This window comes from Duncaniella sp. C9, assembly GCF_004803935.1.
GTDB lineage: Bacteria > Bacteroidota > Bacteroidia > Bacteroidales > Muribaculaceae > Duncaniella > Duncaniella muris.
Map to the genome: position 1 here is coordinate 2,533,621 of NZ_CP039547.1, position 14,434 is coordinate 2,548,054.

General features: G+C 48.0%; 12 protein-coding genes. 8 read left to right on the forward strand and 4 right to left on the reverse strand.

Annotation, left to right across the window (positions count from 1 at the left end; all coding sequences use genetic code 11):
• Nucleotides 1–152: 152 nt before the first annotated feature.
• Nucleotides 153–1,544 (forward strand): DNA recombination protein RmuC, encoded by a 1,392-nt coding sequence (locus tag E7745_RS10655; RefSeq protein WP_124075612.1) that lies wholly within the window; start codon nt 153–155, stop codon nt 1,542–1,544.
• Nucleotides 1,545–1,667: 123 nt separating this feature from the next.
• Here the strand turns inward: E7745_RS10655 and E7745_RS10660 are convergent, their stop codons facing one another.
• The 4 genes from E7745_RS10660 to E7745_RS10675 all read right to left on the reverse strand — a co-directional run bounded on the left by E7745_RS10660 (nt 1,668) and on the right by E7745_RS10675 (nt 5,552).
• Nucleotides 1,668–2,930, reverse strand: a complete 1,263-nt coding sequence (locus E7745_RS10660) for an SO_0444 family Cu/Zn efflux transporter (protein WP_124075613.1) — start codon at nt 2,928–2,930, stop codon at nt 1,668–1,670.
• A 101-nt stretch (nt 2,931–3,031) separates the two neighbouring features.
• Complete coding sequence (locus tag E7745_RS10665; RefSeq protein WP_107031403.1) at nt 3,032–3,589, reverse strand: AraC family transcriptional regulator; 558 nt, start codon at nt 3,587–3,589, stop codon at nt 3,032–3,034.
• Between the two features lie 7 nt (nt 3,590–3,596).
• Complete coding sequence (gene tilS / locus E7745_RS10670; protein ID WP_123398902.1) at nt 3,597–4,949, reverse strand: tRNA lysidine(34) synthetase TilS; 1,353 nt, start codon at nt 4,947–4,949, stop codon at nt 3,597–3,599.
• 123 nt (nt 4,950–5,072) lie between these two features.
• Nucleotides 5,073–5,552, reverse strand: coding sequence for a PepSY-like domain-containing protein (locus E7745_RS10675; protein WP_168182099.1), 480 nt, complete (start codon nt 5,550–5,552; stop codon nt 5,073–5,075).
• A 119-nt stretch (nt 5,553–5,671) separates the two neighbouring features.
• Between E7745_RS10675 and E7745_RS10680 the strand changes: the two genes are divergently transcribed.
• From E7745_RS10680 to E7745_RS10710, 7 genes are all read left to right on the forward strand, one after another.
• A complete protein-coding gene (locus E7745_RS10680; RefSeq protein WP_124075614.1) occupies nt 5,672–8,137 on the forward strand; it encodes an endonuclease MutS2 in 2,466 nt (821 codons plus the stop codon).
• 97 nt (nt 8,138–8,234) lie between these two features.
• Entirely contained in the window at nt 8,235–9,893 is a 1,659-nt protein-coding gene (locus E7745_RS10685; protein ID WP_123398900.1) for a fumarate hydratase, read from the forward strand.
• A 78-nt stretch (nt 9,894–9,971) separates the two neighbouring features.
• Entirely contained in the window at nt 9,972–11,261 is a 1,290-nt protein-coding gene (locus tag E7745_RS10690) for a PAS domain-containing sensor histidine kinase (protein ID WP_124075615.1), read from the forward strand.
• Between the two features lie 29 nt (nt 11,262–11,290).
• Nucleotides 11,291–12,220 (forward strand): DUF4465 domain-containing protein, encoded by a 930-nt coding sequence (locus E7745_RS10695; protein ID WP_136408811.1) that lies wholly within the window; start codon nt 11,291–11,293, stop codon nt 12,218–12,220.
• Complete coding sequence (prmC, locus tag E7745_RS10700; RefSeq protein WP_124075617.1) at nt 12,217–13,065, forward strand: peptide chain release factor N(5)-glutamine methyltransferase; 849 nt, start codon at nt 12,217–12,219, stop codon at nt 13,063–13,065. Before E7745_RS10695 ends, prmC begins: the two co-directional genes overlap by 4 nt.
• A gap of 10 nt (nt 13,066–13,075) precedes the next feature.
• A complete protein-coding gene (locus E7745_RS10705; protein WP_124075618.1) occupies nt 13,076–13,570 on the forward strand; it encodes a regulatory protein RecX in 495 nt (164 codons plus the stop codon).
• Nucleotides 13,560–14,282 carry a ComF family protein gene (locus E7745_RS10710; RefSeq protein WP_123398895.1) on the forward strand — a complete coding sequence of 241 codons (723 nt, stop codon included), beginning with the start codon at nt 13,560–13,562 and terminating at the stop codon, nt 14,280–14,282. Before E7745_RS10705 ends, E7745_RS10710 begins: the two co-directional genes overlap by 11 nt.
• Nucleotides 14,283–14,434 lie beyond the last annotated feature (152 nt).

A 14,434-nucleotide genomic window follows, 5' to 3' on the forward strand; every position in this document is an offset into this window, starting at 1 on the left:
TCCAACCGTTACTCTAATCTCATCTTCTCAGCAGAAATCTCCCCCTTGTCCAAAAAACGAGACTCTTGCAAAAATCCGTCAGTTTGCGCGGGCTTATTCGTTTGCATCAACATCGAACCGCGCTCTTGGGAATTTAGTGTTGAACTGAAATCATGACAATCATAATTCTTGTATTGCTGGTCTTCATCGCTGGTGGAGCCGCAGTCTATTTTGCGCTTGTTTCTCGCCGTTTAGAGCAGGAATCCAGAATGTGCGAGCAGGGAAACATGGCCTTAAGACTGGAGTGTGAGAAAATTAAAATCGAGTCTTCATCCCGGATTGAGTCTCTTAACACCACACTGACAGATCTTAAAGCAGCAAATGAGGGGCTCATGTGCAGGCTTGACGAAGCCGTCGCCAAAACAACCGTTGTCAAGGAAGAGAATTCGGCCTTGAGCGCTCGTATAGAAATGCTGCTGGCAGAAAAAGCTGAAACCGAAAAAAACAGGGCCGAGCAGGAACAGATTTTTGAAAACAGATTTAAAAATCTCGCCAACGACATTCTCAGACAGAATACCACAGATCTGAAAACGCAGAATGAGGAGAAACTGCGTGAAATTCTCCAGCCTCTTCACTCCAACATTGAAGAATTCCGCAAGACAGTCACAGAGACATACAACAATGAAGCCCGTGAGCGCTTTTCACTTTCTGAACGCATAAAAGATCTGGTAAGTCTCAACCAGTCTATCTCCCGACAGGCTCAGGAACTGTCAGAAGCCCTTCGCGGTGACAGCAAAGTGCAAGGTGACTGGGGTGAAATGGTGCTCGAATCCATACTCGAAAAATCAGGATTGCAGAAAAATGTCGAATATTTCATCCAGGCAAGTACTGATGAGACCGGGAACACTCTGCGGAATGAAGACGGTACGCTACTGCGTCCGGACGTTGTTGTCCGTTATCCAGACAAACGCTTTGTAGTGATTGATTCCAAAGTATCGCTCACCGCATTTGTAGACTATGCCAATGCCACTGATGATGAAAGCCGGCAGATTGCCTCAGTGAAGCATGTACGTTCCGTACGGAAACATATTGACGAACTCGCCAGAAAACGTTATCAGGATTATGTGGGTGATGCAAAACTCGACTTCGTCATGATGTTCATTCCCACGGAACCGGCCTATATCGCCGCCATGCGTCTTGAACCTACACTCTGGCAGGAAGCTTATGACAAAAATGTGCTGATCGTATCACCGACACATCTTGTTTCCGGCCTGAAACTCATAGCGCAGTTATGGAGTCGCGACCGCCATACGCGCAATGCCATCACCATCGCTGAGGAGGCAGGCAAGATGTACGACAAATTCGCGGATTTCACCAAAGACATGGAGAAAATAGAAAAAGCCCTCGGATCAACCAGAAAGGCTTTTGACGATGCTATGACAAAATTAAGCTGCGGAACAGGAAACCTTGTCACCAGGGCGCAGAATCTTCAAAAGTTAGGCGTAAAGGCCAACAAGCAGATTGCCGCATCCATTGACCGCAACAGACTTTCCGAAGAAGATTGATATCCGACGGACAAATTCCCGGCTGTAATCCGAAGCCGATGACAAGAAACTATTTTACAGACAAATTCGCGGATGCCCGGTCAAATATCAGGCACCCGCGAATTGCTTTTTCAGTCCGGCTGTTTACTCTTTAACCGAAAATCCGGCCTCATAGATCGCCTCGCGGACAGTGTTGGCGTCAACATCGCCTTCAACCACTGCCTCTCCCGAACCGAGATCCACGGTTACAGACTGAACGCCCTTAAGATTTAAGATAGCTTTCTTTACAGATGCCTGACAGTGACTGCAAGACATTCCTTCAATGATATAAACTTGTTTCATATTACTTGCATTTGTGTTAAGATTATGCTGATGGTCTATTTTGCAATTGTGCAGTCTGATTCCTGAATAAACAAGCAGACACAACAGCAACAGGCTGCACATGCTTTCAAATATTCCGAAAGTATGGTGGCAATGAGGTGACAGATGCGACACAGAAGGCATGAACCACTCGCGTGGAAGCAGATAATCAATCGCAAGTCCGAAAAGAATGGCTGTTAAAACCACCGAGCCGACATATATATATGTGCTTTTACGCCCGATTGTCTTTGACAGAATTATCATGGATGCGAAATTGGCTGCCGGCCCGGCCATCAGAAGCACAAAACCGACTCCGGGTGTCAGACCTTTGGCTATAAGAGACAAAGCGATAGGAATTGAGCCGGTGGCACATATATACATTGGCACTGACACCACAACCATGACCAGCATGGCAAGCAAAGGATACTGACTGAGCCCCAAGAACAGTTCATCCGGCACAAGCACGGTGATCAAAGCTGCGACAATCAGACCTATTACCAGCCATTTGCCTACACTGCCTACCATGTCGACAAGTCCGTAGCGGACAGCCTCAATAATCTTTTTTACAAAGCCTGCATCAGAATGCTCATGGCCGCCCGCAGTTGAGTGACATGCGGTTTTAGATCCGGATTGACTGTCACTGTCTAACCTGCCTACGGCGACGCCACCTAAAAGAGCACCGGCCAAAGCTCCGACTGGACGAAGGATGGCAAACGGCAACCCCAGAAGCGAATAAGTCGCTGCAATGCTGTCGACTCCGGTCTGAGGTGTCGCTATAAGGAATGATGTTGTCGCGCCCTTTGACGCACCCTGTCTGCGTAAAGAGACTGCTGTAGGAAGAACACCGCAGGAGCACAATGGCAACGGTATGCCGAGCAGCGCGGCTTTCATGACAGGCTTTATTCCACGGCCGGCAAGATGCCGCCCCATTGTGTCAGGCCTGATGAAAACGTGAAGGAAGCCTGCGATAATAAAACCTAATATAATATAAGGTGACATCTCATTGACTATTGCAATCAGAGATGTGAAAAAATGGCTGAAATTCATAGCTTATGATCTTTATGTTATTCCAACACAAAGATACTGCCGATTCATGCCGTCTGCGTTACACAATTGTCGAAATAATTTACCAAATTCCTCCCTGTCAGTCAGATCTCATGCAACCCAAGGCGCTCCCTGGACCCGCGAAGATACTCAGACGGAGTCAGCCCGGTGACACTCTTAAATTGTCGGGACAGATGGGCCACACTTGAATAGTCCATCATATATGCGATCTCACTCAGGGTATATTCGTCGTGCTGAAGCAATTCTTTGACCCGTTCGATGCGCTGCGCTATATGATATTTCTCCAGTGTCCTGCCCTCTTTGGCCGAAAAAATCCGGCTCACCGTGTCATAGCTCATACCAAGTTGCCGCTCAATGCACTCTGAAAGGTTGTGTTGCTTTTCTTTTTCTTCCCTGACATGATGGAGAATCGCATGTTTGGTTTTTTCAACGATTTCCGATTCACGATCAGCAATAAGCTCGAACCCGTCACGGCGCAGACGCAACACCAGCTGATCCATTGCAGCGTCTGACAGAGGCTGCTCCAATGTGGCTTTTCCAAGCTCGACATTAAAATTTTCGGCCCCTACATCCCGCAGAATCTGCTCGACAGCCCTGACGCAGTGATGGCAGACCATATTTTTTATTAACAATTCTTTCATATAACAGCTATTTGCGCAAAGGCTTATATGTTATTTCTATTACTTCTTCTGTCTTATCGGTTACTGGAAACAAAGCAGAACATCTCACTCCTGGAATCCAGATAATATCAGAGTTCCGCAAAATCACTTTTACTCCTTTTTTTTCATTAAGCGACAGTTTTGCATTGCTGAACAGATCGCTCAGCAGTTTGCTGCCTTTAAGGCCGAACGGACGCATGCGGTCTCCGGTCCGCCATCCGCGCATAATGAATTCCGGAGCTTCGAGCATTATTCCACTGTCGGCATACATTGCTTCCGGCCTGAGCATCCGCGCGTTCTTCAATACTGTGAATTCAGCCACAGTCATTCTCCGCGTTTCAAAAGGATGGCAATTGAGATCTACTGTCACTTCATTCTGTCCGTCATTCAGATCGTCCAACGGCACCAGCTTGCCACGATCAAGAAAATATGAGCTGCTCCGGCCATGATATGTCTTGCCTGCAAATGTAGTTTCTCCATTTGTCCCATCAAATCCGGAAATGATATTTTCAACCTGACTCATATTGAACCCATAATCAGACAGGATTTCAAACAGAACCATCCGCGGATAAGATTCATTCTCCAAAATCGCAGACAAATCAATCACTCCGTCAGCATCAACATACCTATCACGCAATTTACGGCAAAAATCCCGGTATAGACCATAATTGTCGGCAAGATGTCCGATTGTTTGCGCTACCGAATCTATAGCACCTGGGAATTCATCAGAAATCAGCGGCATCAGGCGGTTGCGTATCCGATTGCGCTTATAATAATTGTCGGCATTGGTTGAATCGGTTACATATTTCAAGTGGTGGTCGCGAAGATATGCCAAAATCTCGCTCTTCTTGCATTCCAGCAGTGGGCGCACCACCAGTTCATTGCGAGGAAGCATGCCCTTTAGGCCTGTGAGAGAACTGCCTCGGAATAAGTTCAGAAAAAAAGTCTCGATATTGTCCTCCCGGTGATGACCGACGGCAATCACTGAGCCTACATTTTCTTTTAACAGGCTCCTCCACCAGTCATATCGCAATGCGCGGCATGCCATCTCCAGAGATTCTCCAGCCTCCCTGCGTCGGGAATCAACATCGAAATTCCGCACCAGTAGCCTCACATTTCTGTCAGAGCATAATTTTCGGCAGAAAGCCTCATCACGCATACTTTCTTCGCCGCGCAAATGAAAATTGCAATGAGTGGCAACCACGTTATAATTAAGATTGCAGAGTACTGTCAAAAGAGCCACGGAATCGGCACCACCGCTGAGGCCGACAATAACAGTGTCGGCTCTGTCAATCAGATGGTGACGGTTGATAAACTGCTCTACAATACGGACAAATTTCATGGATCAATATATAAAACGTGGAAGTTTGCTGCAAAATTAATAAAATTGTGCAACAAACCTCCACGTAAATGCTTTTAAAAGCAAATTCAGACCGCGTTATACTATTCTTTATATATTGCCACGTCAGTCTTCGATAGCAAGAAACACACCGTTTAGATCAAACACATAAGTATCTGGTCCCGGTATATTGAGTTCAACTTCATACACCTTCCCTCGGTTGAATTCTACAGATTCAACCATTGCATTGAATCCGTCTTTTGCAAGACGTTCATATGCTTTCGAAGGAAGCATATCTTTGACAACGGCTACCGGGAGCATCATGTCACCGGGAGCATCAATCTCAATCAGATTCCCGTCTGTGTTAAATTCCAGGTCAACACCATTGGATAGTTCAACTTCATATTTCCCTTTTGCGAAATATTTTTCACATTTGCGTATGCCGATATCTTTGAAATGCTTTGCAATAAACGCGCGGGCTTTTTCAGGCAACTGACTGTAATTCTGCGATCCGGCCATTACGATACCGGGATTGCCGCCCCCGTTGACCGGCGCCTGGGCTACTGCTGTTGCACCTCCCAATAAAAAGACGAGAGTCGCAGTCATTGACATTAAGCATTTGAATTTCATAATTATTTAAATTTTAGTTGTATATATAACAATACCTTTTATACAAAACAACATTACATTATCGAATGTTGAAAAATTCTATGTAATTTTGCATCATGATTTATCCTGACAAAATAGAAGAAAAGATAGGCTTTGCTGCCATAAGGTCACAGCTGTCAAAAAAATGTCATTGCGAAGGAGCGCGTCAGTTCTGTTCGGAAATGTCATTCCAGACTGATTTCGAGACCGTGAAGGCGGCACTTCTGGCTGTTGATGAAATGCAACGGGCCAATCATAGCGATGAAACATTACCTCTTGAAGGCGTCGATGACATCGACCGTGATCTGGCAGTGATCAAAATACCAGGCACATTCCTTGAAGTGAAGGATCTGCTGAAAGTGAGACGCATGCTTGAATGCTTTTCACGGATTGCATCATATTTTCGCCGTCACAACGAGGACGGACATACCCCATATCCACAGTTATCACGCCTTAGCGACCCGCTTAACTATATTCCGTCGACTCTCGGATTAACAATCGACAAAGCCATTGATCCGGCATCTGGTCTTGTCAAAGACAATGCCTCTGTGGCGCTGGCTGAAATCCGCTCGCGTCTGCGCAGCATGTCGGGACGCGTCAATTCGATTTTACGTCGAGTTCTGAGCTCCGCAATTGCCCAGGGATGGCTGGATGCCGATGCTTCTCCCGCCGTGCGCGACGGACGCCTTGTGCTCCCGGTTCCTCCGATGAACAAGCGGAAGATTCCGGGAATAGTCCATGACGAATCTGCATCCGGGAAAACCATATTCATCGAGCCCGCTGAAGTCGTGGAAGCTAACAACCTGACCCGCGAGCTGCAGCTCGAAGAGCATCGCGAAATAATTCGAATCCTGACTGCTATAGCCGATGAGCTCAGACCTCACATTCCTGAAATGCTCGCAGGGGCCGGAGTCATATACAACTTGGATTTCATCAATGCCAAAGCCCATTACGCAGAGGCTGTCGGTGCTTCATTACCGAATCTGCACGACCGTGAAGAGATGGAGTGGTATCATGCCTGCCATCCCGTCCTTAAACTTTCGCTGGAACATCAGGGCCGCGAAATCGTGCCCATCGACATTGCTCTGAACCGCGAGACTCGCATTCTGGTCATTTCCGGTCCGAATGCCGGCGGTAAGTCCGTCTGTCTTAAAACAGTCGGCACAATCCAGTATATGGTTCAATGCGGACTGCTACCGCCGGTACATGACAACTCCCACATCGGCATTTTCCATGACATCTTTGTTGACATCGGCGATGACCAGTCATTTGAAGATGACCTTTCGACCTACAGCAGCCACCTGCGCAGCATGAAGTTCATGCTTCAGCGAGGCCGCAAAGGCACCCTCTTTCTGATTGACGAAATGGGCTCCGGGACAGAACCTCAGATTGGCGGCGCGCTTGCCCGTGCCATTCTTGAGCAAATGAACGGGAAAGAAATGTGGGGCATTGTGACCACACACTATCAGATCCTGAAACAATTTGCCGAAGACACCACAGGCCTTATCAACGGCTCTATGCTTTATGATAGGCATCTCATGCAGCCTATGTTCAAATTGTCCATCGGCAATCCCGGCAGTTCATTTGCAGTCGAGATCGCCCGAAAAATCGGTCTGCCGGCAGAGATCATACAGTCAGCCGAAGATATTGTCGGGAAAGAATACATGAATCTTGACAACTATCTTCTTGACATCACCCGCGACAAACGCTATTGGGAAAACAAGCGTACAGCCATACGCCAGAAGGAGAAAAAACTCGAACAGATGCTGGCGCAATACGCTGAAGACGCCGACCAGCTCAGAAGCAAACGCCGCGAGATTATTGAAGAAGCGAGGACTGAGGCCAAAAAGATTCTCGACTCTTCAAATGCCGTTATCGAACGTACCATAGCTGACATCAAGGAAGCCAACGCCGAGCGCGAAAAAACTCTGGAAGCCCGCCGCAAGCTCAAGGAAGAGCGTATAGAGCTCGAACGCGAAGGCAACCGCTACAAGGACTCCAATTTACTCCTGGCGAAAGTTCCCAAAAAGAAAAAGGGGAAGCACAACGTCCAGGCAGACCGTGAGACATCTCCGGCCAAACGCGAAGTTACAGTCGGAGCCAACGTGCGCCTCGACGGAGGCAGTACCGTAGGGACCGTGCTGGAAGTATCCGGTAAAAACGCGCTTGTGATTTTCGGCAACCTCAAGACCACGGTCAAGACAGACCGTCTGATGGTTACAGATGCCAAGCCAAAAACCGAAACCAAATCAAGCATTTCGATGCAGACCATTGATTCCGGCTATGAACGTCAGCTTCAGTTCAAGCAGGAGATTGATGTCAGAGGCATGAGAGCCGATGAGGCCATCCAGGCTGTCACCTATTTTATAGATGATGCCATACGCTTCAGCGTAGCCCGCGTGCGCATACTTCACGGCACAGGCACCGGAGCTTTACGGCAGGCTATTCGCGAACTGCTTTCAACCACTTCCGGAATCAGTTCCTATCATGACGAAGATGTCCGTTTCGGTGGTGCCGGAATCACGGTGGTTAACCTAAAATAGCATCTTATTTTCGCTTGCGGTTTAAAATTTTGTTCGTACATTTGTCAACTCAAGTAAGTCCTTTCGGATTATCTGAAAAAACTCAAAGTATAATTATATGGCAACCAAACCGTTCAAATATCAGCCCATGTTCCCGCTGGGACCTGATACAACTGAATATTACAAACTGACTTCCGACTACGTCAAAGTTGAAAACTGGGGCGGACACGAATTCCTCGTGGTTGATCCCGAAGCGCTAACAGTGCTTGCTCGTGCATGCACACATGACAATGCGTTCATGCTGCGTCGAGAACACAACGAAATGGTAGCGAAGATCCTTTCTGATCCTGAAGCATCGGAAAATGACAAGTTTGTCGCCCTGACCATGCTCCGCAACGCCGAAGTTGCAGCCAAGGGCGCACTCCCCTTCTGCCAGGACACAGGCACCGCGATTGTTCACGGCGAAAAGGGTCAGAATGTCTACACAGGCTGTGATGACGAAGAGAAAATCAGCAAGGGTGTCTACATCACTTACACCACCGATAATCTTCGCTATTCACAGAACGCGCCGCTCACCATGTATGACGAAGTCAACACCGGTTGCAACCTCCCGGCCCAGATCGACATCCATGCTTCTGAAGGCGATGAATACAAATTCCTTTTTGTAGCAAAAGGCGGCGGCTCGGCTAACAAGACATATCTTTATCAGGAAACCAAAGCCATCCTCAATCCCAAGACTCTCGTTCCCTTCCTGGTTGAGAAAATGAAGAGCCTCGGAACCGCGGCCTGCCCTCCTTACCACATCGCATTCGTAATCGGAGGCACATCCGCTGAAAAGAACCTTGAGACCGTCAAGAAAGCATCCGTAAAATATTACGACAATCTGCCTGATCATGGCAATGAACTCGGCCACGCTTTCCGCGACAAAGAACTTGAAGCAGTGCTCAAGAAAGAAGCTGAACGTCTTGGCCTCGGCGCACAGTTCGGAGGCAAATACTTCGCTCATGACATCCGGGTGATCCGTCTGCCCCGTCATGGAGCCTCATGCCCCGTCGGCCTCGGAGTTTCATGTTCGGCTGACCGCAACATAAAAGCGAAAATCAACCGCGAAGGCCTTTGGGTTGAAAAACTCGACAGCAATCCCGGCGAACTGATCCCCGAAGAATATCGTAAACAGGGCGAAGGCAATGTTGTCAGAATCGATCTAAACCGTCCGATGCCTGAAATTCTGGCTGAACTTACAAAGTATCCTGTGGCCACACGCCTTTCGCTCAACGGCACCATCATCGTAGGCCGTGACATAGCCCATGCAAAGATCAAAGAACGTCTTGATAATGGCGAACCAATGCCTCAGTATCTCAAAGATCACCCCATCTACTATGCCGGCCCGGCCAAAACACCCGAAGGTATGCCTTCAGGCTCATTCGGCCCGACAACAGCAGGCCGCATGGACTCATATGTAGATCAGTTCCAGGCTGCAGGTGGCTCTATGGTAATGATCGCCAAAGGCAACCGCAGCAAGCAGGTTACTGACGCATGCCACAAGCACGGCGGGTTCTATCTCGGATCAATCGGAGGCCCGGCTGCTATTCTCGCTCAGAACAGCATCAAGAAGGTAGAGCTCCTCGAATATCCCGAACTCGGCATGGAGGCCATCTGGAAAATTGAAGTTGAAGACTTCCCCGCCTTCATCCTTGTAGATGATAAGGGCAACGACTTCTTTACTGAAATTTCAGCTCGTTGCTCCGGCTGTCCGGTTGTTGATGACAAACACTGATCCAAAATCAGTGAGACTGCATTACGATAACTGATATCAACGAAGTTGCATGGATGATATTCCTTCCGGAGATCATTCATGCAACTTCTGATTGTTGTCAGAATCAATCTTCACCCTACGTTAAATCAGGCTTTGAGCGGAAACATTTATGACATAAGGCGCAAAGGCTTCATCGGCTTTCTGATTCTGTCGGTGGCAGTGGTCGGCATATTTCTGTTCTATTCCGATTCACTGGTCAAAGACCTGTCAGAGCAGGAACGGGAGCGGATGCAGATATGGGCTGATGCCACACGCGAGATTGTAAATGCCGGAAACGGAGACTCTGACGTATTACCGTCAAATTTCGATTTTCTGCTCTCGATCATCGAACGCAACAGAACCATTCCGGTCTTGCTCACCGATGATGACGGTCATATTATCATGCAACGCAACTTCACCTTGCCTGAACCCGAAGACTCTGCTGCCATTTTCGGGCTAAGCGATGCCAACCGCCGTTTTCTGCTGGCAAAGCTTGATGACCTGCGTAAGACTCCAAACGTCATTGATATCGACATGGGTGCCGCAGGAAGTCAGCATCTCTACTACGAAGATTCAAAAGTGCTGAAAAGCCTGAGTTTCTATCCCTATGTTCAGATACTGGTTTTGCTTGCGTTCGTTCTGATTGTCTATTATGCCGTTTCGTCTACCAAACGGGCGGAGCAGAACAAGGTCTGGGTCGGTCTTTCTAAAGAAACCGCCCATCAGCTTGGCACCCCCATATCATCGCTGATGGCATGGCTCGAACTCCTGCCGGATTCCGGTGTCAGCCCGGAGATTGTAGCGGAAATGGACAAGGACGTAAAACGATTGTCGACAATTGCATCACGATTTTCTAAAATCGGCTCGCGGCCATCTATGGAGATTGAAGATCTCAACACCATCGTCAGCCATTCAGCCGAATATATGTCCTCTCGCATATCAAGTCGCATAAAACTCAGCGTGACACCATGCTCCACAGAACTTCCGGTCTCCATGTCATCACCTCTGGCAGAATGGGTAATGGAAAACCTGATCAAAAACGCCGTTGACGCAATGGAGGGAAGCGGCAGCATTTCCATTGCACTTCATCACGACAAAAACATTGCCGTTATAGAAATTGCAGATACCGGCAAAGGCATTCCAAAAAAGAATCACAAAACAATCTTTAATCCGGGCTTCACTACTAAGAAACGCGGCTGGGGGCTTGGCCTGACACTGACAAAACGCATTGTGGAAGAATATCACAAAGGCAATATCTATGTCAAACGATCAGAGCCGGGCATGGGCACGACTTTTGCCATTGAATTTCCTCTTGCTGCTAAAGTTCCGGCTTCTCAGTTCACACGATAGATCATTTAACAACATCAACTATTCAAATCATGTACAACAATTTCAAAATCTGCGCATTCGCACTCTGTGCGATCTCACTTCCTCTGCTGTCATCTTGTAGCGATGATGACAATGACGGTCCCAAGGGAATGGTCAAAGTCGGCGAAATCACATTTGAAAACACAAATATTATTTTAGCCGGACCTGACTCCTATGGCGCGAACCTCTATGCAGACTACACTGGCGGCGATCGGTTCACCGTCGGCTCCATCGCATTCAACAAGGGTGCCAATGCTATCACTTTCGGACTCAATACCCAAGGTGACTTTTATCCCGACATAGCGACATTATACAATGGAGGCATGTTCCTCTCTCAGTTCAATCTCCGTTCGAATCCGGCCGATAAGACCGGCGACTGGTGGTATTCCTTCAATAATCAGTGTAGCGTATATAATGTGGAATCTGTCGACGGCGCAAACCGCGGAGCCGGTGATGACAACTCCAACACATTTGCAGTGATCAACGGCTCCTGCGATGCTTCAAGCATTTCATCTGTCTATGGCTCAGGAAAAGAAGTTTCTTTAGGCGGATTCCATTTTGACAACAACGCCGAATTTACAATTGGAGAAATTGAAATCTGCAATACATCTTATGTGTATGGCGTAATTCAGAATGGAAATGGACTCGCTCAGCCATTAAAAGCAAACAACGGCTGGTTCAAAGTGCTTGCTTACGGATATGACGCAACAGGACATATGACAGCCGGAAGTCCCGTGGAGCTCTATCTCTGTGACTACCGTGCAGGTTCGAAAACAAAAAATCTTGATAATGACTGGGAAGACTGGAATCTGAAAGCCCTTGGAAACGTAAACCGCGTTGTGTTCAACTTCGAAGGTTCCGATGCAGGTGAATACGGTCTGAACACCCCCGGTTATCTCGCTCTTGACAATATCGAGATCTATACTTCTGTAAACAAATGACTACACTGAAACAACTCCTTGATGCCTCACGCTCCCGTCTGACTCCTGTCTATGGCGGGAGCGAGGCCTCATGGCTGTTTCGAATCATAATTGAGCACATCAAGGGATGGAATCAGGTAGAACTTCTGATGCGAGCCGACAAGGAAGTCTCAGACTTCACCGTCACAAGAGTCAACGAAGTCATTGACCGCCTGCTTGCCTACGAGCCTATACAGTATATATTTGGCGACACATACTGGCATGGAATGACTTTGAAGGTCAGTCCTGCGGTTCTCATTCCCCGACCTGAGACAGAAGAACTTGTTGACATAATAACAAAAGACAATCCACAGCCTGATCTGAAAGTGCTTGACGTATGCACCGGTTCAGGTTGTATAGCCATAGCGTTGGCCAAGTTCATGAACTTTCCTGAAGTCACTGCCATCGACATTTCCGACCGGGCTATCGCAGTTGCCCAGGAAAATGCCGCTCTGCAAAAAGTCAAAGTCGATTTTCAGACAGCGGATGCCCTTGATCTCGGCGTGGCACTCACGGCAAAATATGACATTATAATTTCCAATCCGCCCTATGTCATGGATAAAGAAAAAAGCGCGATGGAAGCAAATGTCCTTGACCACGAACCGGCTATTGCGCTGTTCGTACCTGACAGCGACCCGCTGAAATTCTATAAAGCCATAGCCGACTATGCCGCTGATGCGCTGACTGAAGGCGGACGACTTTATTTCGAACTCAATCCTTTGACTGCCGACAGCCTGAAAGACTGGATGCAGCAATCCGGATGGAACGATGTCTGCCTGCTCCCCGACCTGCATGCCAAAACTCGTTTCATGATAGCCCGTAAATAGGAATCACACCATGCTCAGACGCCAGCCTCCTCTGACATATGAAAATGCGCTTTCCCGCATGGCCGCTTTATGCGCCAAGTGTGAGCAATGCACTCCTGACCTTCTGAAAAAAATGTCATCATGCGGTGTAAGTGCCGGAGTTGCGGCCAAAGTGATCTCACGGCTCATCGAACTCAAATTCGTTGATGACCGCAGATTCTCTAAAGCCTATGCCCATGATAAGCTTCATTTCAGTGGCTGGGGCCGCAGGAAAATCAGGCAGGGACTCTGGGCAAAACGCCTGCCTCCGGATATAATAGAAAGCGCATGTGACGATTTCGAAGATGAAGAATACTCCGCTATAGCCCTCAGAGTCATCGCCTCCAAAATCCGGTCAATGAAAGAGTGGCCGTTGAGCCGAGAGAGCAAAATAAAAGTGACCAGATATGCGATGCAGCGTGGATTTGAATATCCGCTGATAGCAGACCTGATGAGAAACTACAAACCTGATTCAGATGATTCCTAACAACAGTTTTGCGGTTGCCGGCCGCTGGCTTCGTGGACTCGTCAACATAATCTTCCCTGACGTCTGCACTGTCTGCCATCGTCCGCTCGTTGACGGCGAAGACTTCATCTGCCTGCAATGTCTGCTTGACATGCCTGTGACCAATTTCCATAAATCAGCATCCAACTCCCTTGCCGACAGGCTGTTCTCCCCATCCTGCCGCATCGAAAAAACGGCCTCGATGTTCTACTACCGCCGAGGCAACCCATATACGGCAATAATCCATGACACCAAATATCGCAACCGCCCGAAAGTAGGACGCCATTTTGCATCGCTCCACGCCAAAGAATTGTCTGACTCCGGATTCTTTGACGATATCGACGCCCTTGTGCCTGTGCCCCTGCACTTTTTGAAAAAGATAAAACGAGGCTACAATCAGGCTGAAGAAATTGCAAAAGGCCTCGGTCATGTATGCGGTCTGCCGGTCGAAACACCTCTGAAAGCCTCATGGCACCGTTCGCAGACCCGAAAAGATATCCATGCCAGACTGCAGAACACCATTGGGGCTTATTCACTGCCGGATCCGGAACTTATCGCAGACCGTCACATACTTCTGGTTGATGATGTGATCACTACAGGCTCGACTATTCTTGCATGTGCCCAAGCCATAAAAAAAGCATCTCCCGCCACTCGTATCAGCGTCTACTCTTTAGCCGCCACACAACTGGAATAACAAGACAATCACCCCATTGAAATCACGCCGGTTTCCACAAACACAGCAATATGAACTTTAGACAATTTCCAAAACCGTTTCAGCTACAAAACCGTTCATAATATATGATTATTTTTGCATAACTTTGCACTCATGCAGCAACAACACACACG

Bases quoted from the DNA above. Each gene is read 5' to 3' on its own strand.
- E7745_RS10665 (WP_107031403.1), bottom strand. From the start codon at position 3,589: ATGAAAGAATTGTTAATAAAAAATATGGTCTGCCATCACTGCGTCAGG.
- E7745_RS10705 (WP_124075618.1), top strand. From the start codon at position 13,076: ATGCTCAGACGCCAGCCTCCTCTGACATATGAAAATGCGCTTTCCCGC.
- E7745_RS10680 (WP_124075614.1), top strand. From the start codon at position 5,672: ATGATTTATCCTGACAAAATAGAAGAAAAGATAGGCTTTGCTGCCATA.
- E7745_RS10660 (WP_124075613.1), bottom strand. From the start codon at position 2,930: ATGAATTTCAGCCATTTTTTCACATCTCTGATTGCAATAGTCAATGAG.
- E7745_RS10710 (WP_123398895.1), top strand. From the start codon at position 13,560: ATGATTCCTAACAACAGTTTTGCGGTTGCCGGCCGCTGGCTTCGTGGA.
- E7745_RS10675 (WP_168182099.1), bottom strand. From the start codon at position 5,552: ATGACTGCGACTCTCGTCTTTTTATTGGGAGGTGCAACAGCAGTAGCC.
- E7745_RS10685 (WP_123398900.1), top strand. From the start codon at position 8,235: ATGGCAACCAAACCGTTCAAATATCAGCCCATGTTCCCGCTGGGACCT.
- tilS (WP_123398902.1), bottom strand. From the start codon at position 4,949: ATGAAATTTGTCCGTATTGTAGAGCAGTTTATCAACCGTCACCATCTG.
- prmC (WP_124075617.1), top strand. From the start codon at position 12,217: ATGACTACACTGAAACAACTCCTTGATGCCTCACGCTCCCGTCTGACT.
- E7745_RS10690 (WP_124075615.1), top strand. From the start codon at position 9,972: ATGCAACTTCTGATTGTTGTCAGAATCAATCTTCACCCTACGTTAAAT.
- E7745_RS10695 (WP_136408811.1), top strand. From the start codon at position 11,291: ATGTACAACAATTTCAAAATCTGCGCATTCGCACTCTGTGCGATCTCA.
- E7745_RS10655 (WP_124075612.1), top strand. From the start codon at position 153: ATGACAATCATAATTCTTGTATTGCTGGTCTTCATCGCTGGTGGAGCC.